The organism is Streptomyces sp. NPDC050508 (assembly GCF_040655155.1).
Lineage (GTDB): Bacteria > Actinomycetota > Actinomycetes > Streptomycetales > Streptomycetaceae > Streptomyces.
The window spans coordinates 38662-58871 of sequence record NZ_JBFAJJ010000026.1 but is presented as its reverse complement, the minus strand read 5'-3'; the positions used below and the strand labels follow the sequence as shown (position 1 = coordinate 58871).

Below are 20210 nucleotides of genomic sequence, written 5' to 3'. Positions count from 1 at the left end.
CTGTGAACGATCAGAGGAGCGACGGGACCTCCGCCGCCGACACCGAGCGCGTGGCCCGCTCCAGCGCGCTGGCCAGGAGCGCCAAGTCCGTTGGCCCGTTGCCCAGTTCGCGGACCGGGCGGCGGGCCGGGGAGTCGCCCATGCGCTGCCACTCCAGGGGGACGACCGTGGGGCGGAGCGTCGCCGTGCGCGGGATACGGCCCGTCACACGGCCACCCTGGAAGGGGGTCGCCCGGCCGTCCGGCAAGGTCAATCGGCCACGCCCCGGAGCGGGTTCGTCCGGGCCCTGGGTCGTCGCGTCGAGGGTGACGCGGAGGGTGATGTGCCGGGCGGGTTCGGTCTCGGACGTACGGGCCTCTACGGCCGCCGCTGCCACCAGGTGCACGCCGAGCCGCTCACCCTCGCGGGCCACCGCCTCCAGCGCGCGTATGACCGAGCCGGCGGCGGGACGCCCGGGGGAGCCCAGCGGGGGTTTCACCAGGGCGTCCAGGTCGTCCACCACCACGACAAGCCGGGGCAACGGCGGTGCCGCCTCCGTCTGTTGACGGGCCGCCGCCGACGGGCGCAGCCGGATCGTCGAACTGGTCGGGGACTCCAGATCCCCGGCACCGGACGTGCCGCGCTGGGCGATGATCCGCCCCGACACCTCGTGCCGCGAGTGCCACTCGACGAAGCCGATCATGCCCAGCAACTCGGCCCGCCGCTTCAGCTCGGCGCTCAAGGACTGCGCGAACTCCCGCATGCGCACAGGGTCGTTGGCGGTCAGGTGGGTGGTGACATGCGGTACGTCCGTGCAGACCCGCAGGCCCTCGCCGTGACCGCCTCCCCCAGAGGGGGTACCCCCAGCGCCGACACTGTCCCGGCCGTCCATCAGCACGATGCCGAGCCGGTCGGGGCGCTCGGCGGCGGCGAGGGACGCCACCACCGCCCGCAGCAACTCCGTACGGCCGCTGCCCGGCGGGCCCTCGATCAGCAGATGCGGTCCGTCGGCGGCGAGGTCCGCGCTGACCGGCCCGCGAGGACCGGCGCCGAGCACCGCCCAGGCCCGGCCGCCGAGCGCGTCCTTGTCGTCGCCGGCGTCCGCCCAACGCGTCAGCAGGGACGCCGGGGTGGCCCGGGCCAGCCCCAACTCGTCGAGCAGCCGCGCCGATGGGGGCAACGGCGCCGACACGCGCGTGTGCCGCTCACCTGCGGGACCGTCCGCCCGGAGCGGTGCCAGTGCCCGCGCGAAGCGCTCGGCCCACGCGAGCGAGACCGCGTCCACGGCGGCGACGGTGCCCTGTCCGACGGGGCCGGGGGGCGTCGCCTCCTTGCCGGGCCGGGATGCCGCCGTACCGCCGTGCGCGACCCGCAGCAGCCGCAGTGCCGTCGCGACGTCACCGCTGAGCAGCGCGACCGCCCCGCACTCCCGGAACGTCGGCGACGCCGCGCACGCCGCCTCGTACGTCTCCGTCACCGGCGACGAGGGCGAGGCCGGCTCCGTCTCGGCGAGGCACACGACATGGATGCCGGCCCGGGGCCCGTCGTGCGCCAGCCGCGCCACCGCCTCGCGGACATCGGCCCCACCGGGGTCACCGTCCACCACGAGCACGGTGTACGGCCCCACGAAGCCGTCCGCCGAGCCGTCACCGTCGTCGGTGCGGGCCCAGGAGGGCCGGTGAGCGGCGCCGCGGACGGGGTCGGGGGAGTCGGAGGGGTCGGTGTCGGAGGAACGGGGCCGGGTGGCGCCGGAGGCCGCGTCGTCGAAGGCGTGCGGTGCGGGGGTGCCCGACGGGTCGGGTGAGCCGGAGCGGTGGTGGTGCGCGTCGTCGGTGGTGCTGTACGCGGTGGGGGCGCCCGACGGGCCCGTCGCCCCGCGCTGGTGTCGGTCGTCGGCCCCGTGCCGTGCGGCGGCACCCGACCGGCTCTCGGGCGAGCCGGGGTGTACAGCGGCGCGGGACTGCCCCTGGGCCGAGCCGCGCTGCGCGCCGATGCCCGGAGTGCGGCGACCGGCGGTGGCGGACGCACCGAAGGTGCCGGGGGCGACGGCCGGCCGGCCGGTGCCGTGCGTGTCCGCGGCGTGGTCCTCCAGGCGGCGCAGGAGTTCGTCGGTGCGGGCCGTGGCCTGTTCGCGGTCGTAGGCCAGGAGCAGCCGGCAGTCCTGGCCGTGGCCCGGGCGCAGATGCGGCAGCCAGCCGAGCCAGGACCACTCGGCGGTGCGCTCGGCCGCCGAACGCGCGCGGTCCGTGCTGATCAGCACGATCTCCAGGGCGTCGGGGGAGTGCAGCGCGGCGAGCTGGGCCACCACCGCGCGCGCCAGCCCCGCCAGCCGGGTGCGCGGACCGGCCAGGCCCAGCGCGCCGACCTCACGCAGCCCGGAGGTCACCGGCACCGCGGGCAGCAGCGCCGAACCGTCCGGCGTCGCCCGGTCGGCCGTGCCGAGCCGCACCGTGAGCGCCTCCGGGTGACCGGGGGCCCGCTCCCACAGGCGCGGTCCCGGGCCCAGAGCCGTCAGCAACAGGGCCGCCGGGTCCGGCCAGGTGTCCGGCTGCTGGAGGACGACGGGCGGGGGCGGCACGCTCTCGTCGGCGCCCCCTTCGTCGTAGGACGAGTCGTCGCCGGAGTCGTACGCCGACTCGGGGCCCTCGGCCGTCGACTCGCCGCGTCCGCCCGCCAGGCGCCGCGCCCACTTGCCGATCCCGCCGCGCCTGCGCACGCCCTGCGGCACGTCGGTGCCACGCAGAGGGGTGCCCTTGCGTCCGCTGTGCTCCCCGGCGTCGTCGTCGCGGATGGGGATGCGGGACGTCGTCGTACGCGCCGAGAACGACTCCTCGGCACCCTCGTCACCAGGGACCTCGCCGAACGTGCCCACTCCGAAGCGGCCGGCGTGGGTGTCCCCGTCCAGGCGGACGCGGCTCTCGATGCTCGGTGCCGCGCCCTGGCCCGGCACCACGGGCGGTTCGCTCCGGGGTGCCGACACCGAGTCGGCGGGGGTGCCGGGGGACACGCGCACGTGGCCCTCGCCGTCGGGTGCCGTCTCGGCCCGCGCTCCCGGGCCGCCGGACGGAGTCAGCCGTAGGGCCGACTCGCCGATGCGCAGCAGCGCGCCCGGGGCGAAGCGCACCGGGCGGGTGCCCACGCGCGTGCCCGCCAGCGTCGTGCCGTTCGTCGAGCCCAGGTCGGCGACCGAGACGCGGCCCGAGGGGTCGACCGTGACCGCGCAGTGCAGCCGGGAGACGTCCGGGTCGTCCAGCGGGACGTCGGCGTCGGCGGAGCGGCCGATGTGGATCTGGCCGCCATGAAGGAGGTGCACCCCGCCCGCGTCCGGCCCGGCGACCACATGGAGCTGGGTCGGGGCGTCGTCCAGCTCGGGATGCGCCTCGGGCTCGGCGGGGGCGCCCAGGGACAGCACCGCGCCGTCCGTCAACGGCGGCTCGCCGAGCGTGCAGCGCTGGATGTCGAGGCGCTCCACGCCCGCGTACAGCACGATCGGGCCGCCGGACTCGCGGCTCCGCTCGGGCTGGGACGCCGCCGCGTCGGCGGAGACCGCCGAGGCCAGCGCCGAGGCCACCGCGGCCAGGGCCGTGCCGGCGGGCGCGGTGACCAGCACATCGCAACTCGCGGAGCGGCCCCGCGGCTGCGCGGGCGGCCCCAACGGGTCTACGACGGTCAGCCGGATCTGCATCGCCGTCAGCGGTCCCTTCTGCCCGGGCACGGATTTCTCCCCGCCCCAACACGAGCACATCGGCCAGTACTGCACGCATCCTCGCACCTGCCACTGACAACTCGCCCGGGGCCCGGCAGCAAGTGATCTTGATTGGTCAGCTCTGTCCCCAAAAGTGCCTGACCAGTGCCGCACCGGTGATCGAGTGAGACCGGTCATGTCCGCCTTCGGCGACCATTGGGGCAACCGGGAGACCGGGGAGAGCGTCTTTCCTTCGAACATGTACGGCGATGCTTACGTAGGTAGCCGCAAGAGGGGCGGCACTACAGTGGACCGGAACACAGGCAAGCAGCAGGGAGCGCAGACGTGCGGCCGGTAGGCAGCAAGTACCTCCTGGAGGAGCCACTCGGACGCGGCGCCACGGGCACCGTCTGGCGGGCCCGCCAGCGCGAGACCGCAGGCGCCGAGGCAGCCGTCCAGGGACAGCCCGGCGAGACCGTCGCGATCAAGGTCCTTAAAGAAGAGCTCGCGAACGATCCCGACATCGTGATGCGGTTCCTGCGCGAGCGGTCGGTGCTGCTGCGCCTGACCCACCCGAACATCGTCCGGGTCCGCGACCTCGTCGTGGAAGGCGATCTCCTGGCGCTCGTCATGGACCTCGTCGAGGGCCCCGACCTGCACCACTACCTGCGCGAGAACGGCCCCTTCAGCCCCGTCGGCGCCGCGCTGCTCACCGCGCAGATCGCCGACGCGCTGGCCGCCAGCCACGCCGACGGCGTCGTGCACCGCGACCTGAAGCCGGCGAACGTCCTGCTCAAGCAGGGCGGCGGCCAGATGTACCCGCTGCTCACCGACTTCGGCATCGCCCGCCTCGCCGACTCCCCGGGCCTGACCCGCACCCAGGAGTTCGTCGGCACGCCCGCGTACATCGCGCCCGAGTCCGCCGAGGGCCGCCCGCAGACCTCCGCCGTGGACATCTACGGCGCCGGCATCCTGATGTACGAGCTGGTCACCGGCCATCCGCCGTTCTCCGGCGGCTCGGCCCTCGAAGTCCTCCACCAGCACCTCAGCGCCGAACCGCGCCGCCCCTCGACGGTCCCCGACCCCCTGTGGACGGTCATCGAGCGCTGCCTGCGCAAGAACCCGGACGAACGCCCCAGCGCCGAGAACCTCGCCCGCGGCCTGCGCGTCGTCGCCGAGGGCGTCGGCGTGCACGCGAACTCCGCGCAGATCGCCGCCGCCGAGAACGTCGCGATGCTGCTGGCCCCCGACCCCGCACCCGCCGCCGTACCGGGCGTACCCGGCGCCGCCGACCCGACGCAGGTCCTCTCGCACAGCGCGGGCGCCTACGACCCGAACGCGGCGACCAGCGTCCTCCCGCACACCAACGGCCCCGTGGGCGCCGCCGACCCGACCACCGTGATGCCGAACCGCGGCGCGGCCGACCCGACCACGGTCATGCCGCAGAACCCGTACGGCCAGCAGGGCGGGCAGGGCCAACCCGGCGCCGGCCCCGAGCAGCCGCACCCCTGGCAGAACCAGCTCCGCGCCGCCCGCGACCGCAACGAACAGACCCAGTTCCAGCCCTACCTCGACCCGGGCGAGGACCCACTGCGCCGCCGCCCCCAGCGCCAGGTCTCCCGCCCGCAGCAACCCCCGCAGCAACCCCGCCAGTCCGCCCAGCAACGCCCGCAGCAGCGCCCCGCACAGAGCCGGCAACCGCAACAGCAGGGCGGCTACGGCCAACCGCAGCAGCAACAGCCGCAGCAGTACGCCCCGCCGAGCCGGCAGCAGCCCCAGCGGCCCCCGGAGCCCGCGCGCGAGCCCCGCCAGCCGCGGCAGCGCAGCGCCAACCCGATGAAGATCCCCGGACTCGGCTGCCTGAAGGGCTGCCTGTTCACGATCGTCCTGCTGTTCGTCGCGGGCTGGCTGGTCTGGGAGCTGACTCCGCTTCAGCACTGGATCGGCACCGGCCGGAGCTACTGGCGGGAGATCAGCCACGTCGCCGGACAGGTGAGCGGCTGGGTCAAGAGTCTGAGTTCCGCAACCGGCAACTGACTCTCGACGCGGCCGGCAACTGACCCTCGAATCGCCCTTGTCGGACGCTGGGTTGGGGATTTGTCGACACCCAGTGGGTGATTTCCGCCTCCGCGGTGAAGGTTGGCCGATCTGACGCGTAGTTTTAGCGACAACACGCGTCTGGTAGGAGCAGCCTTGGCACGGAAGATCGGCAGCCGGTACACCGCCAACCAGATCCTGGGGCGGGGCAGCGCCGGCACGGTGTGGCTGGGCGAGGGGCCGGAAGGGCCCGTCGCCGTCAAGCTGCTGCGCGAGGACCTCGCGTCCGACCAGGAACTCGTCGGCCGCTTCGTGCAGGAGCGCACGGCCCTGCTCGGCCTGGAGCACCCGAACATCGTGTCCGTACGGGACCTGGTCGTGGACGGCAACGACCTCGCCCTCGTCATGGACCTGGTCAGGGGGACGGATCTGCGCACCCGGTTGGACCGGGAGCGGCGCCTCGCCCCCGAAGCCGCGGTCGCGATCGTCGCCGACATCGCGGACGGACTGGCGGCGGCACACGCGGCCGGCGTCGTCCACCGGGACGTGAAGCCGGAGAACGTCCTCCTGGACATGCAGGGGCCGCTCGGCCCCGGCGGCTCGCACCCCGCCCTGCTGACGGACTTCGGAGTCGCCAAACTCATCGACTCCCCGCGCCGCACCCGGGCCACGAAGATCATCGGCACGCCCGACTACCTCGCCCCCGAGATCGTCGAGGGCCTGCCCCCGCGCGCGGCCGTCGACATCTACGCCCTGGCGACCGTCCTGTACGAACTCCTTGCCGGGTTCACCCCGTTCGGCGGCGGCCACCCCGGCGCGGTCCTGCGACGGCACGTCACCGAGACCGTCGTACCGCTGCCCGGGATCCCCGAAGAGCTGTGGGCGCTGCTCGTCCAGTGCCTGGCGAAGGCCCCGGCCTCCCGGCTGCGCGCTTCCGAGCTCGCCGCCCGCCTGCGCGAACAACTCCCCCTGCTGGCCGGGATGCCCCCGCTGGACGTCGACGAGCCGGACACGGAGGCGGACGAGGCGGAGCAGGAGGAGGCCCCGGTGTCCGCGCCCGCGCGCAGCGAGCGGGTACGGCGAGGTGCCGTACCGCTGGTGCCGGGCGCCAAGCCCGCCGACTCCAACCGGGACACGCACACCTCGATGCGGGTACCCGCGCCGGACGAGCTGGCGGGCGGGGCACGCGGGACGGCACGGGCACCGCGTGCGGCGGGCGCACCGCGCCCCGGTTCGGCCCGGCACCGGGCGGCCACGCGACGCCGTCGGCTGACGCTGGCGGCGGCGGGGGTGGTGCTGGTCGCCGTGGTCGGGGTCGGCACGTGGGCGGCCACGTCGGGCGACTCCGGCACGGACACCCCGGACACGAAGAACTCGGCACCGGCTTCGCCGTAGGAGTTTTCGCCCCCGCCGCCCCTACCCGTCCCGTCCCTGGGGGCTGCCGCCCCCAGACCCCCGCTTCGGCCTGAACGGCCTCGTCCTCAAACGCCGGACGGGCTGGGGGTGGGGCACCTCTTGAGGGACCGAGTCGGGTGACGCCCGCCCCAGTACCGGGGTGACCAGAGTGCTGGTTCAGGCCCGGCACTCCCCGCTTGGCGGAGCCGTTACGCTGGAGGCGTGGCAGTCGTCGATGTATCCGAAGAGCTCAAGTCCCTCTCCTCGACCATGGAGTCGATCGAGGCCGTCCTGGACCTGGACACGCTGAGGGCAGATGTCGTCGTCCTTGAGGAGCAGGCCGCCGCGCCGTCCCTCTGGGACGACCCGGAAGCGGCGCAGAAGGTCACCAGCAAGCTGAGTCACCTCCAGGCCGAGATCCGCAAGACCGAGGCCCTGCGCGGCCGGATCGACGACCTCTCGATCCTCTTCGAGATGGCCGAGGAGGAGGACGACCCGGACACCCGCGCCGAGGCCGAGATCGAGCTCACCGCCGTCAAGAAGGCGCTGGACGAGATGGAGGTCCGCACCCTCCTCTCCGGCGAGTACGACTCCCGCGAGGCCGTCGTCACCATCCGCGCCGAGGCCGGCGGCGTCGACGCCTCCGACTTCACCGAGAAGCTCCAGCGCATGTACCTGCGCTGGGCCGAGCGCCACGGCTACAAGACGGAGCTCTACGAGACGTCGTACGCCGAAGAGGCCGGCATCAAGTCGACCACCTTCGCCGTGCACGTCCCGTACGCCTACGGCACGCTCTCCGTCGAGCAGGGCACCCACCGCCTCGTGCGGATCTCGCCCTTCGACAACCAGGGGCGCCGCCAGACCTCCTTCGCCGGTGTCGAGATCCTCCCGGTGGTCGAGCAGACCGACCACATCGAGATCGACGAGTCCGAGCTGCGGGTGGATGTGTACCGGTCCTCCGGTCCCGGCGGCCAGGGCGTCAACACCACCGACTCCGCGGTGCGCCTGACCCACCTCCCCACCGGCATCGTCGTCTCCTGCCAGAACGAGCGCTCGCAGATCCAGAACAAGGCCAGCGCGATGAACGTGCTCCAGGCCAAGCTGCTGGAGCGCCGCCGCCAGGAGGAGCAGGCCCGGATGGACGCCCTCAAGGGCGACGGCGGCAACTCCTGGGGCAACCAGATGCGTTCGTACGTCCTGCACCCGTACCAGATGGTCAAGGACCTGCGCACGGAGTACGAGGTCGGTAATCCGGAGGCTGTCTTCAACGGCGAGATCGACGGCTTCCTGGAGGCCGGAATTCGCTGGCGCAAGCAGCAGGAGAAGTAAGTTTGTCGACAAGGCAACTGCCGCCCATCGGGCGGCAGTTGCCTTTTGTGTTCCCCTCTTGATCCCTGATGTCTGGGTTTTACATCACACTCACAGGTTCCATCCCCCAGCAAAGAACCCGTAGTTGGACATTGCGCTCGCAACGGCCTTGACGTTGCAGTGAAAAATGGGAAGGGTGAAGCGTGGCATGCGTGTCTCTGGGGCGCATGTGAACCGGGGGAGTCGAGCTTTCGCCAGCCGCTACCCCTGTCGATCACGGCCCCGGACACCGACGCACCACTGACGACGAGCTACTGGGGGTAGCAACCTAATGACCAAGAAGACGCGGATCCGTGTCGCGCGAATAGCGGCCACCGCTGTCATCGCCGGCGGCGCCTCGCTGACCGCCGCCGGTGCCGCTTCGGCGGTCGGTATCGGCGTGAGCCTCGGCGGCAACGACGGCCTCAAGGTGTCGGTCACCACCGACGACGACCCGACGCTTCCGCCGGAGTCGACTCCGCCCGCGACTCCGACCGGTTCGACGGTCCCGACCGTCCCGGACAGCACGCCGCCGGCCACGCCGACGTCGCAGCCGCCCACGTCGGACGACCCGACCGAGCCCACCGGCAACCCCACCGAGCCGACGGACGAGCCGACCACGGCCAGTCCCACGAGCACCAGCACCAGCGGCTCGGGCTCCACCGGCGGCAACAACACCGACCCCGACGGCGGCTCCTCCGCCCAGGAGGCGGGCACCTCCGCCCTCACCGACACCGGCTCCGACACGTCCGCCCAGGGCAACGGCGACCAGCTCGCCGAGACCGGTGCCGGCCAGACCGCGTTCCTGCTGATCGGCGCCGCGACGATGATCGCCGGCGGCATCGCCTTCCGCGTGCTCCCGCGCCTCGCGAGCAACCGCGGCGGCACGATCGCCTGACGGTAGCCGTCCCCGTACGGAACGTACGCACGTCGTACGACGAAGGGCCCGGAGCGTGTCGCTCCGGGCCCTTCGTGCGTGCTCCTGGTATGGCTCAGGCGGTCTGGTGTGCCACCAGCGCCAGCGCCGCGATCAGTACCGCGAGCAGGGCGATCAACGCCATGGGGTTGAGATTCCCCCAGGGATTCTCCTGCTGCAGCCGCTGACGGTTCGCACGGCAGACGGGACAGCGGCCCTCGTTCACGGGCGCCGCGCAGTTCGCGCACACCAACCGGTCGTACGTCATGCGCTCGCCCTCCTTGCACCGGCTTCCACAGACACAACGCCTCCGGAAACTAGAACGTTCCCTCTCCACTGTGCCAGGTTCCGCGGGATTCGGCGCGGCTCGCCTTATCCTGCCCCGACTCTGTGCGTTCCAGCCCTTCAAATCCGCGACAAAACGTGCAAGCCTCGCGCAACCCCGTAGGCCGACTGCGCGCGCGCACCCGCTTCGCGTATGGTCACGCTCACCTACCCCCGGCTACCCGTGGTGCATCCGTGATCCGATTCGACAGTGTCTCCAAGGTCTACCCCAAGCAGACCCGCCCCGCCCTCAGGGACGTCTCCCTGGAAGTGGAGAAGGGCGAGTTCGTGTTCCTCGTGGGGTCCTCCGGCTCCGGAAAGTCCACCTTCCTGAGGCTGGTCCTCCGCGAGGAGCGGTGCAGCCAGGGCCAGGTGCACGTGCTGGGCAAGGACCTCGCCCGCATCTCCAACTGGAAGGTGCCGCAGATGCGCCGCCAGCTGGGGACCGTCTTCCAGGACTTCCGCCTGCTGCCCAACAAGACGGTCGCCGAGAACGTGGCCTTCGCGCAGGAGGTCATCGGCAAGTCCAAGGGCGAGATCCGCAAGTCCGTGCCTCAGGTGCTCGACCTCGTCGGGCTCGGCGGCAAGGAGGACCGGATGCCCGGCGAGCTGTCCGGTGGTGAGCAGCAGCGCGTGGCCATCGCGAGAGCCTTCGTGAACCGCCCCAAGCTCCTCATCGCCGACGAGCCCACCGGCAACCTCGACCCGCAGACCTCCGTCGGCATCATGAAGCTCCTCGACCGGATCAACCGGACGGGCACCACCGTGGTGATGGCGACGCACGACCAGAACATCGTGGACCAGATGCGCAAGCGCGTCATCGAGCTGGAGAGTGGCCGCCTCGTCCGTGACCAGGCACGTGGCGTCTACGGCTACCAGCACTGACCGCCGACCGACCGCCGTCTGATGTCCGTCCACGGAAAGGCCTGAAGAAGCCGCCATGCGCGCCCAGTTCGTACTCTCCGAGATCGGTGTCGGTCTCCGCCGCAACCTGACGATGACCTTCGCGGTCGTCGTCTCCGTAGCCCTGTCCCTGGCCCTCTTCGGCGGCTCGCTCCTGATGAGCGACCAGGTGACCACGATGAAGGGCTACTGGTACGACAAGGTCAACGTCTCGATCTTCCTCTGCAACAAGAGCGACGCCGAGTCCGACCCCAACTGCGCCAAGGGCGCGGTGACCGACGACCAGAAGAAGTCGATCGTCTCCGACCTCGGCAAGATGTCGGTCGTCCAGAAGGTCGTGTTCGAGTCCCAGGACGAGGCGTACAAGCACTACAAGGAGCAGTTCGGCGACTCCCCGCTGGCCAGTTCCCTCACCCCGGACCAGATGCAGGAGTCGTACCGCATCAAGCTCAAGGACCCGGAGAAGTACCAGGTCATCGCGACGGCCTTCGACGGCCGCGACGGCGTCCAGTCGGTGCAGGACCAGAAGGGCATCCTGGACAACCTCTTCGGCCTCCTGAACGGCATGAACTGGGCGGCGCGCGCGGTCATGGCGTTGATGCTGGTGGTCGCCCTGATGCTGATCGTCAACACCGTGCGCGTCTCGGCGTTCAGCCGCCGCCGTGAGACCGGCATCATGCGGCTGGTCGGTGCGTCCGGCTTCTACATCCAGGCCCCGTTCATCATGGAGGCCGCCGTCGCCGGCCTCATCGGCGGCACGGTCGCCTGCGGATTCCTGGTGGTCGGCCGGTACTTCATCATCGACCACGGCCTGGACCTGTCCCACAAGCTGAATCTGATCAACTTCATCGGCTGGGACGCCGTCCTGACGAAGCTCCCGCTCATCCTCGCGACGAGCCTGTTGATGCCTGCGCTTGCGGCGTTCTTCGCGCTGCGCAAGTACCTGAAGGTGTGACACATGCCAAGAGGGCCGTACGGGCAACCGCCCGTGCGGTCCTTCGCGTTGTCCTAGACTCACCGCCATGTCAGGCCGTGACCCGCTCTGTCAGCCCCGCCGCATCCGCCGCGGGGCCGCCCTGACATTGGTGTTCGCGAGTGTGCTGGTGGCCGGTGCGGCGACCGGGTCGTTCGACGAACCGGAGCGGCCGGACCGGAAATCGGCGTCCGGTACGGCCCGTTCGGCGTCCGTCGGCCGTCACGAGGACGTGGCGAAGGCCGCCGCCGAGGCCAAGGCCGACGGCAAGTCGCCCATGGAGGCCGCCGAGCGCGCCGTCAGCCGCAGCGGGGACCGGTGGGGTGCCGTGTACTCCCAAGGGGAGTACGAGGAGTTCGAGGAGGCCCTCGACGGCCAGTACACCGGCGTCGGGCTCTGGGCCCGCCGCGAGCGGGACGGCCGGATCGAGGTGACCCGTGTGCAGTCCGGGTCGCCCGCTGCCACCGCCGGGGTCCGCAAGGGCGACCGACTGCGCACCGTCGACGGCGACAACGTCGACGGGCAGCCCGTCACCGAGGTCGTGTCGTTACTGCGCGGCGACGCACAGGACGCGGCTGCTGGCACCACCGTCACCCTCGGCCTGGAGCGCGGCACGCACGCGTGGAGCGAGACCGTGCGGCGCGCCCGCCTCTCCACGGACTCCGTGACCGTCCGCAGGCTCGCCGGTGAGGTCACCGTCATCAAGATCGCCGCGTTCACCAAGGGCGTCGGCGACCTCGTCCGCACCGCCGTACGGCAGGCCCCGGCCGACTCCGCTTTCATCCTCGACCTGCGCGGCAACTCCGGCGGCCTGGTCACCGAGGCCGTCACCACCGCCTCCGCCTTCCTCGACGGCGGCCTCGTCGCCACGTACGACGTCGACGGCGAGGAGCGCGCCCTGCACGCGGCCACCGGCGGCGACACCACCAGACCCCTGGTCGCGCTCGTCGACGGCGGCACGATGAGCGCGGCCGAGATGCTCACCGGCGCCCTCCAGGACCGCGGTCGCGCGGTCGTCGTGGGCTCCAGGACCTTCGGCAAGGGCTCGGTCCAGATGCCGAGCAAGCTCCCCGACGGCGTCGTCGCCGAACTGACCGTCGGCCACTACCGCACCCCCTCCGGCCACACCGTCGACGGCCGGGGCATCACCCCCGACCTCGACGTCACCGCGCAGGGACAGGCCGCCGTGGAGCGGGCCGAGACGGTATTGAGCGGGCTCGGGGACGCGTCGTAGGCGATCCTGACCGCCGTCCGTAATCGCCTTTCCCTCACACCCCCTTGTAGTGCGAAAATGGGCAGCACTATGAGCAAGGGAATGTACGTACCCAAGGAGTCCCAGCCCAAGCAGGGCGGTGGGGCCGCCGGCGGCAAGGCCAGGGACGGCGAGAAGGGCGGCAAGCGCAAGATCGTCGCCCAGAACAAGAAGGCCCGCCACGACTACGCGATCATCGACACCTACGAGGCCGGGATCGTCCTCTCCGGTACCGAGGTCAAGTCGCTGCGTGAGGGCCGGACCTCGCTGACCGACGGCTTCGTCCAGATCGACGGGGGCGAGGCGTGGCTGCACAACGCCCACATCCCCGAGTACCACCAGGGCACCTGGACCAACCACTCGGTGCGCCGCAAGCGCAAGCTGCTGCTGCACCGCGAGGAGATCGACAAGCTGGAGGCCAAGACCCAGGAGACGGGTCACACGATCGTGCCTCTCGCCCTGTACTTCAGCAACGGCCGAGCAAAGGCGGAGATCGCCCTCGCCCGAGGCAAGAAGGAGTACGACAAGCGGCAGACCCTGCGCGAGAAGCAGGACCGCCGGGAGTCGGACCGCGCGATCGCGGCGGCGAAGCGGAAGCAGCGCGGCGAGTAGCCACGAGGAATACGGTGGCATCGGCGCCCGTTGTTCACGTACGATGGCTACTGCACCCCACAGCGGGTGTGTAGCGGTTTGAAAAAACAACATGGGGATGATCGGTTTCGACAGCGGATGTCGAAGCAGGTGAAGCGTGTCGAGGAAGCGGCAATGATCTCGTTAACCATATGTCGCAACCAATAATCGCCAATTCCAAGAGCGATTCCCAGTCCTTCGCCCTCGCTGCCTAATAACAGCGACTGAAGGACCCTAAAAGGGTGTCAGCCCGGGGGTGTTCCCGACCCGGACCCTGGCATAATCTAGGGAACTAAACCATCGAGCCCGGTCACGGGGTTCGATGGGAAATCAAACAGTGGCTGGGCCCGTCGGCGACTTGTTCGCGTGATCACCGGGGCCGAGAAAATCACAGCGAACTGCACACGGAGAAGCCCTGATTCTGCACCGGTGGACGCGGGTTCGATTCCCGCCATCTCCACTCATCCCATGTTTGTGATTGAGCACAGTGGAAAAGCCCCTCACCGCTTCGGCGGTGAGGGGCTTTTCCCTGTCACTGAATACTGAAGGTCGAGATTCGTAGGCCGTCGCTCAGGACCAGATACACGTCCGTACGGCCTTTCGCCGCACCCGAGAGATCCGCGGTCACTGTTTCGTAGTCGTACGACGACGGAGTCGCCGCCGTGTGAACCGTCCCCGCCAGCCTGCCCGTCGGGGAACCGAGCCGGACCTCGATCGTGCCGGGTGAGGTGCCTGCCACCCGAGCCGTGAACTTCGTTGCGCCCGCGCCCAGTTGCGTGTCCGCGAACTTCAGCCACGCGCCGTCCGCAGCCGCACCCACCGCCGTACCGCTCGCCTTTGACTCGTCCACGAAATGAATGCCGGAGTAGTCGTCGAAGTTCTCGGCACGGGTGGTCTTCGACAGGTTCCGGGGTGGAATGGTCTCCCCGTGGACCTGCCAGGTCGTACGGGCGCGGATGTCGGCGGACGACGCTCCGGCCATGACGTCGTACGTGCCGCTTTCCACCACCCATTTCGAGCGGGTGACATCCCAGTGGGCGAGGTCTTTCTGCTGGAGCTTCAGACGGACCGTTTTCGTCTCGCCGGGTTTGAGGGAAACCCGCTGGAAGGCTTTCAGCTGCTTCAAAGGCTCCTTGTCCCGGGAGGTGCGCTGATGGGTGTAGAGCTGTACGACCTCGTCGCCGGTCCGCGTGCCCGTGTTCGTCACCGGGACCTCATAGCCGCCGGCGACGGGTTTCAGGGTGCCGTAGCGGAACGTCGTGTACGAGAGGCCGTAGCCGAAGGGGTAGAGCGGGGTGCCCTGGAAGTACTCGTACGTGCGGTCGGACTTGATGATGTCGTAGTCGAGGATCGAGGGGAGGTCCGACTCCGACCGGTACCAGGTCTGGGTGAGGCGGCCGGACGGGTTGACGTCGCCGTAGAGGACGTCGGCGAGGGCGTTGCCCGTTTCCTGGCCCGCGTGGGAGGTCCAGAGGAGGGCCGGGACTTCCTTCTGGAGGGCGCCGAGGGTGGTCGGGTAGCTGTTCTCGACCACGACCACCGTCTTGGGGTTGGCCCGGTGGACCGCCTTGACCAGGGCCTCCTGGGTCGGGGCCAGGGCCATGTCCGTGCGGTCGTGGGCCTCGCGGCCGTTGATGGACGGCATGGAGCCGATGACCACGACCGCCGCGTCCTTGCCCTTGACCGCCGCCACCGCGTCGGCGACTCCGCTGCGGACCACGTCCTTCGTGTAGCGCGCGGCCTGGTCCTTGGGGACCAGACCCAGGGTGCCGTTCGCGTCGGTCGGGCCGAGGTAGAGGGGACTCGACCACCAGGACTCCGACGTCTCGTAGCCCGCGTATTTCAGCAAGTACGTGCCGTCGTCCTGCTGTTCCAGCTTGAACTGCTGCTGGACGTACCAACCATTGGGCTGCGTCTGGTCGTTGACGAAGTTCGACCAGTTGTAGCCGACGTACTTTCCGTTGGCGGCCGAGCGCAGGGTCACGATGCCGGAGCCCCAGTCGAAGGCGTCGAACTGGGCCGCTGTTGTAGGGGTGTTCGTGGTCTCCTGCAAGGGTGCGCCGGTGTCGCCCGCGCCTGCGGTGACGTATTTGCCGGTCGCCGTGTCGCGTAGGGCGATGCGGTCCACGCCCTCGCTGGTGGCCACTCCGGTGCCGAGTTTCGAGGCGATGCCCTTCGCGGGGGTGACGGCGTAGGGGAGTGTGCCCGAGTACCAGTCGGTGTAGAGGGTGTCGGCCAGGGGGCCGACCACTGCGACATCCTTGCCCGAACTCCTCAGTGGCAGCGCCCCGTTGTTCTTCAGCAGCACTGTCCCCTCGGCCGCCGCCTTGCGCGCCAACTCCTGATGCGCCGGGCTGTTGATGACGGACGCGTCGATCGAGCCGTACTTGCCGCCGCCCGGGTCGAATTCACCGAGCCGGACGCGGACGGAGAGGATGTGGGAGGCGGCCGTATCGATGTCCGACACCTTCAACAGGCCTTGCTGGAGAGCCGAGTTGACGGCCGTCGTGGTCGGGCCGGAGTCGGCGCTGTTGTCCGTGAAGCTGTCGATGCCGGCCTTCAGCGCCGCCGCGTCGCCCTCAGTGATCGTGGGGTAGTACTGCTGGGGTGTGACGAGGTTGCCGGGGGCGAATGCGTCGGTGACGTTCAGCAGGTCCTGGTCGGTCCACTTCCGGACGACGCCGTTCAGGTCCGGATTCACCGTGCTGGGGCGGCCGTTGACCAGGTTGTACGAGGTCATCACGCCCGTGGCCGCGTCTGCCGCGATCGCCGGTTCGAAGGCGGCCTCGTCGTACTCCTTCTCCACCCGTGGGCGCAGGTCGGAGGACGTGGTCGCGCGGTCGGCCTCGTTGTTGTAGGCGAGGTAGTGCTTCAGGGTGGGGGCCGTCTTGAGGTGGTCCGGGTCACCGCCGGTCAGGCCCTCGCCGTACGCCGTGGAGAGGGCGCCGGTCAGCTCCGGGTCCTCGCTGTAGCCCTCTTCGTTGCGGCCCCAGCGCGGGTCGCGGAGGAGGTTCACCACCGGGGCCCAGAGGTTCAACCCCCAGCCGTCCGGGCGCTGTTGCTGGAAGCCGCGGGCCTCGTCGCCGACCGCCGAGCCGACCTGCTCCATCAGCGCCGGGTCCCAGGTCGAGGCAAGTCCGATGGCCTGCGGGAAGACGGTGGCCTTGCCGAGCCAGGCGACGCCGTGGAGGGCCTCGGTGCCGGTGCGGAAGGACTGGATGCCGAGGCGGGGGATCGCGGGCTCGTACTGGTGGAGGAGGGAGATCTTCTCGTCGAGGGTCAGCCGGCCCAGCAGGTCGTCAACGCGCTTGCTCACCGGGAGGGTCGGATCGCGGAAGGGGTACGGGGTGTCGGCCGTCGCCGGGACCGTCGCTCCCAGGCCGACGATCAGGGCGAACGCCACGACGAGCGTGGTTCTGTGTCCTCTTCCCGTGCCTTGTCTTGTTCTCTTGCCTCTCACGTCACGGCTCCTTCAAGTAGGGCCTTGCACCAACGGTGGTGAGGTCAGGGCGCGTTGCGCGGTGCCGTGCTCGCGCGTTCCGTCAGCCGGGGGGACAGCAGCGTCGCGTCGGGCACGGTCTTGCCGCCCAGCTTCTTCATCAGCAACTCGACGGCTCCGGAGCCGAGTTCAGCGGTCGGCAGCGCGACAGACGTCACCGGAACCCGTACGGACTCGGCGAGTTCGTCGGGGCAGATCGCGGTGATCGACAGATCGCCGGGGACGCGCAGGCCCAGCTGCTCGAACGCGTCGATCAGTGGCTCCAGGAGGGGCTCGTTGTGGACGACGACTCCGGTCAACGCGGGCTGTTCGCGGAGCAGTTGTTCCGCTACGGCGGCTGCGGCGGCCGGTGCTGCCTCGCAGGGGTGGACGGAGGAGGCGAGCCTGTTGCGGTCGGCGGCGGCCGTGAAACCCTGAACGACCCGCTGGGCGAAGGCGGTTCCGCGGACGTACACCTCGGGCGGTGACCCGACGAGGGCGACGACCCGGTGCCCGAGCCCCGCGAGCCGTTCCACGCACAGCTCACCGGCCGCCTTGAAGTCGAGGTCGATGCAGGTCAGTCCGTCCGCCTCGGCGGGGAAGCCGATCATCACGGACGGCCGCTCCAGGGAACGCAGCAACGGCAGCCGGGGGTCGTCGAGTTGGACGTCCATCACGATCATCGCGTCGACGAGCGCCGTGTCCGCGACCCGCCGCAGTCCCTCCTCGCCCTCCTCCTGGGTGAGCAGCAGGACGTCGTGGTCGTAGCGGCGGGCGGTGGTCACCACGGAGACCGCGAACTGCATGACGACCGGGACGTGGATGCCGGTCCGTAAGGGGATGACCAGGGCCAGCACGTTGGACCGGCTGCTCGCCAGGGCGCGGGCGCCGGCGTGCGGCCGGTAGCCCAGCTCGCGGATGGACGCCTCGACGCGCTGCCGGGTCTCCTCGGAGATCGGGCGCTTGCCGCTCAGCGCGTACGACACGGTGCTGGGGGAGACGCCGGCGTGCCGGGCCACGTCCGTGATCTTCACCATCAGCCCAGCTCCAGGGTGAGGAATCCGCTGCCCGACTTGGACCGCGCCCCGGCGGCCAGCGCCCACGACACGGACGGATCACTGCAGGACGCCCGGAGCGTGTCCCCCTCCCGTACGACGGTGAAGGTCACCTCGCCGACCGGCACCGTCACCTGCGCGCCCCGCTCCAGGGCGTACGCCCGCAGAGTTACGCCGTCGGCGTGGTCGTAGTCCGGCCGGTCGGTCACCGCGCCGACCGGGATCACCGTGCCGGGGCGGACCAGCAGGGGCACGCTGTCGAAGGCGTGCTGTTCGCGCACCCAGCGCGGTCCGGTGACCGTGCGGCCGGTGAGGTAGTGGGTCCAGGTGCCCTCGGGGACGTAGTACGAGACGTCACCGTCGTCGCTGAAGACGGGCGCGACGAGCAAGTCCGGGCCGAGCATGTACTGCCGTTCCAGGTGCGCGCACCCCGGGTCGTCCGGGAACTCCAGGACCATCGCGCGCATCATCGGCACGCCCTCGGCGGAGGCGGTGCGCGCGGTCTCGTAGAGGTACGGCATGAGGCTCAGCTTCAGGCGGGTGAACTGCCGTAGTACGTCGACGGATTCCTCGTCGAAGAGCCACGGGACGCGGTACGAGGAGCTGCCATGCAGGCGGCTGTGGGAGGACAACAGGCCGAAGGCCAGCCAGCGTTTGAAGAGGGCCGGGGTCGGGGTGCCCTCGAAGCCGCCGATGTCGTGGCTCCAGTAGCCGAAGCCGGACAGGCCGAGCGAGAGGCCGCCGCGCAGGGACTCGGCCATCGACTCGTACGTCGCCTCGCAGTCGCCGCCCCAGTGAACGGGGTACTTCTGGCTGCCAGTTGTGGCCGAGCGGGCGAAGACGACGGCCTCGCCCTCGCCCCGGTGTTTGCGCAGGACGTCGAAGACGGTGCGGTTGTAGAGGTAGGTGTAGTAGTTGTGCATCCGCTCGGGGTCGGCGCCGTCCGCGTAGGCGACGTCGACGGGGACGCGCTCGCCGAAGTCGGTCTTGAAGCAGTCGACGCCCTGCGCGAGCAGTGCCTCCAGCTTGCCCGCGTACCAGTCGCGGGCGGCCGGGCTGGTGAAGTCGACCAGGGCCATGCCGGGTTGCCACAGGTCCCACTGCCAGACGCTGCCGTCCGGTCGGCGGAGGAGATGCCCAAGTGCCTTGCCCTCGGCGAAGAGTGGGGAGCGCTGGGCGATGTACGGGTTGATCCAGACGGAGATGTGCAGGCCGCGTTCCTTCAGCCTGGCGAGCATGCCCTCCGGGTCGGGGAAGACTCTCGGGTCCCACTGGAAGTCGCACCAGTTGAACTCGCGCATCCAGAAGCAGTCGAAGTGGAAGACGGAGAGCGGGAGTTCGCGCTCCCGCATCCCGTCGATGAAGGAGGTCACCGTCTCCTCGTCGTAGGAGGTGGTGAAGGACGTCGACAGCCACAGGCCGAACGACCAGGCGGGCGGGAGGGCCGGGCGGCCGGTGAGGGCGGAGTACTTGCGGAGGATGTCCTTGGGGGTGGGGCCGTAGATGACGTAGTACGTCAACTGTTGGCTCTCCACGCTGAATTGGACCCGGGACACGGCTTCTGAGCCGACCTCGAAGGAGACCCGGCCGGGGTGGTCGACGAAGACGCCGTAGCCCGCGTCGGTGAGGTAGAAGGGGATGTTCTTGTAGGCCTGTTCGGTGGCGGTGCCGCCGTCGGCGTTCCACATGTCGACGACCTGGCCGTTCTTGACGAGCGGGCCGAAGCGCTCGCCGAGGCCGTACACGGATGTGCCGACTCCCAGGCCGAGTTGCTCGCGCAGGTAGTGGGCGCCGGTCGCGTCCCGCATGATGCCCATGCCCTTGGGGCCGCTGCCGGTGAGGACGCGGCCGTGGGCGAGGAAGTCGACGTGCCAGGGGCCGGTGCGGGCCACCTTCACCGAGAGCGCGCCGGAGGTGAGGGTCGCGTGCTCGTCGTCGTAGGAGGTGTGGACCCCGAACTCCTCTTTCTGGACGTCGAATTGGGGGCCGCGCGGCTGTTCGCCCTCGAAGTGGGTGAAGGTGACGCCGATGACGTCGGGCATCGGGGCGTGGGCGCTGATCGTCACGACCGGTCCCTTCAGCAGGTCGCCGCGGTGGCGGATGGGCATCGTCGGCGCGTGAATTTCCAACGCGCCGTCCGGAGCGGTGACATCGAGGACCTCGACCGGGTGGGCGGCGGTGACGCCCTCGCGCAGCAGCCAGTAGCCGTCGGTGAACTTCATGTGGGGGGTCCCCT

General features: G+C 70.5%; 12 protein-coding genes, 1 other RNA gene and 1 pseudogene. 9 read left to right on the top strand and 5 right to left on the bottom strand.

Annotation, left to right across the window (positions count from 1 at the left end):
- Positions 1 to 10 precede the first annotated feature (10 nt).
- Entirely contained in the window at positions 11 to 3664 is a 3654-nt protein-coding gene (locus AB0I69_RS43930; RefSeq protein WP_363101470.1) for an FHA domain-containing protein, read from the bottom strand.
- A 345-nt stretch (positions 3665 to 4009) separates the two neighbouring features.
- Here AB0I69_RS43930 and AB0I69_RS43925 point away from each other — a divergent pair, with 345 nt between their 5' ends.
- The 4 genes from AB0I69_RS43925 (at position 4010) to AB0I69_RS43910 (ending at position 9341) form a co-directional block, all read left to right on the top strand.
- On the top strand, positions 4010 to 5701 hold the full coding sequence (locus AB0I69_RS43925; protein ID WP_363101433.1) for a serine/threonine-protein kinase: 1692 nt from the start codon (positions 4010 to 4012) through the stop codon (positions 5699 to 5701).
- 156 nt (positions 5702 to 5857) lie between these two features.
- Positions 5858 to 7096 carry a serine/threonine-protein kinase gene (locus AB0I69_RS43920; RefSeq protein ID WP_363101432.1) on the top strand — a complete coding sequence of 413 codons (1239 nt, stop codon included), beginning with the start codon at positions 5858 to 5860 and terminating at the stop codon, positions 7094 to 7096.
- Between the two features lie 222 nt (positions 7097 to 7318).
- Complete coding sequence (gene prfB, locus AB0I69_RS43915) at positions 7319 to 8425, top strand: peptide chain release factor 2 (RefSeq protein ID WP_363101431.1); 1107 nt, start codon at positions 7319 to 7321, stop codon at positions 8423 to 8425.
- Between the two features lie 310 nt (positions 8426 to 8735).
- Entirely contained in the window at positions 8736 to 9341 is a 606-nt protein-coding gene (locus AB0I69_RS43910) for a hypothetical protein (RefSeq protein ID WP_363101430.1), read from the top strand.
- 94 nt (positions 9342 to 9435) lie between these two features.
- Here the strand turns inward: AB0I69_RS43910 and AB0I69_RS43905 are convergent, their stop codons facing one another.
- The gene (locus tag AB0I69_RS43905) at positions 9436 to 9627 is read right to left on the bottom strand and encodes a hypothetical protein (protein WP_262061123.1); all 192 of its coding nucleotides are present in this window, start codon (positions 9625 to 9627) and stop codon (positions 9436 to 9438) included.
- A 251-nt stretch (positions 9628 to 9878) separates the two neighbouring features.
- Between AB0I69_RS43905 and ftsE the strand changes: the two genes are divergently transcribed.
- The 5 genes from ftsE to ssrA all read left to right on the top strand — a co-directional run bounded on the left by ftsE (position 9879) and on the right by ssrA (position 13904).
- Positions 9879 to 10568, top strand: a complete 690-nt coding sequence (ftsE, locus tag AB0I69_RS43900) for a cell division ATP-binding protein FtsE (protein ID WP_363101429.1) — start codon at positions 9879 to 9881, stop codon at positions 10566 to 10568.
- A gap of 55 nt (positions 10569 to 10623) precedes the next feature.
- A complete protein-coding gene (ftsX, locus tag AB0I69_RS43895) occupies positions 10624 to 11541 on the top strand; it encodes a permease-like cell division protein FtsX (RefSeq protein WP_363101428.1) in 918 nt (305 codons plus the stop codon).
- Positions 11542 to 11608: 67 nt separating this feature from the next.
- Positions 11609 to 12793 (top strand): S41 family peptidase, encoded by a 1185-nt coding sequence (locus AB0I69_RS43890; protein WP_363101427.1) that lies wholly within the window; start codon positions 11609 to 11611, stop codon positions 12791 to 12793.
- Positions 12794 to 12874: 81 nt separating this feature from the next.
- Positions 12875 to 13423 (top strand): SsrA-binding protein SmpB, encoded by a 549-nt coding sequence (smpB, locus tag AB0I69_RS43885; RefSeq protein WP_363101469.1) that lies wholly within the window; start codon positions 12875 to 12877, stop codon positions 13421 to 13423.
- A 93-nt stretch (positions 13424 to 13516) separates the two neighbouring features.
- Positions 13517 to 13904: a transfer-messenger RNA gene (ssrA, locus tag AB0I69_RS43880) on the top strand.
- 69 nt (positions 13905 to 13973) lie between these two features.
- On the opposite strand, the gene AB0I69_RS43875 is transcribed toward ssrA, so the two are convergent.
- The 3 genes and pseudogenes from AB0I69_RS43875 to yicI all read right to left on the bottom strand — a co-directional run.
- Entirely contained in the window at positions 13974 to 16844 is a 2871-nt protein-coding gene (locus tag AB0I69_RS43875; RefSeq protein WP_363101426.1) for a glycoside hydrolase family 3 C-terminal domain-containing protein, read from the bottom strand.
- A 101-nt stretch (positions 16845 to 16945) separates the two neighbouring features.
- Positions 16946 to 17956: a LacI family DNA-binding transcriptional regulator gene (locus AB0I69_RS43870; RefSeq protein WP_363101425.1), complete on the bottom strand. Its 1011-nt coding sequence runs from the start codon at positions 17954 to 17956 to the stop codon at positions 16946 to 16948.
- A 2-nt stretch (positions 17957 to 17958) separates the two neighbouring features.
- Positions 17959 to 20196 (bottom strand): annotated as a pseudogene (yicI, locus tag AB0I69_RS43865) (alpha-xylosidase); the annotation flags it as partial.
- Positions 20197 to 20210: the final 14 nt, after the last annotated feature.

Coding starts and splice junctions, on each gene's coding strand:
- AB0I69_RS43890 (WP_363101427.1), top strand. CDS start 11,609: ATGTCAGGCCGTGACCCGCTCTGTCAGCCCCGCCGCATCCGCCGCGGG.
- AB0I69_RS43905 (WP_262061123.1), bottom strand. CDS start 9,627: ATGACGTACGACCGGTTGGTGTGCGCGAACTGCGCGGCGCCCGTGAAC.
- AB0I69_RS43870 (WP_363101425.1), bottom strand. CDS start 17,956: ATGGTGAAGATCACGGACGTGGCCCGGCACGCCGGCGTCTCCCCCAGC.
- ftsX (WP_363101428.1), top strand. CDS start 10,624: ATGCGCGCCCAGTTCGTACTCTCCGAGATCGGTGTCGGTCTCCGCCGC.
- AB0I69_RS43910 (WP_363101430.1), top strand. CDS start 8,736: ATGACCAAGAAGACGCGGATCCGTGTCGCGCGAATAGCGGCCACCGCT.
- smpB (WP_363101469.1), top strand. CDS start 12,875: ATGTACGTACCCAAGGAGTCCCAGCCCAAGCAGGGCGGTGGGGCCGCC.
- AB0I69_RS43930 (WP_363101470.1), bottom strand. CDS start 3,664: ATGCAGATCCGGCTGACCGTCGTAGACCCGTTGGGGCCGCCCGCGCAG.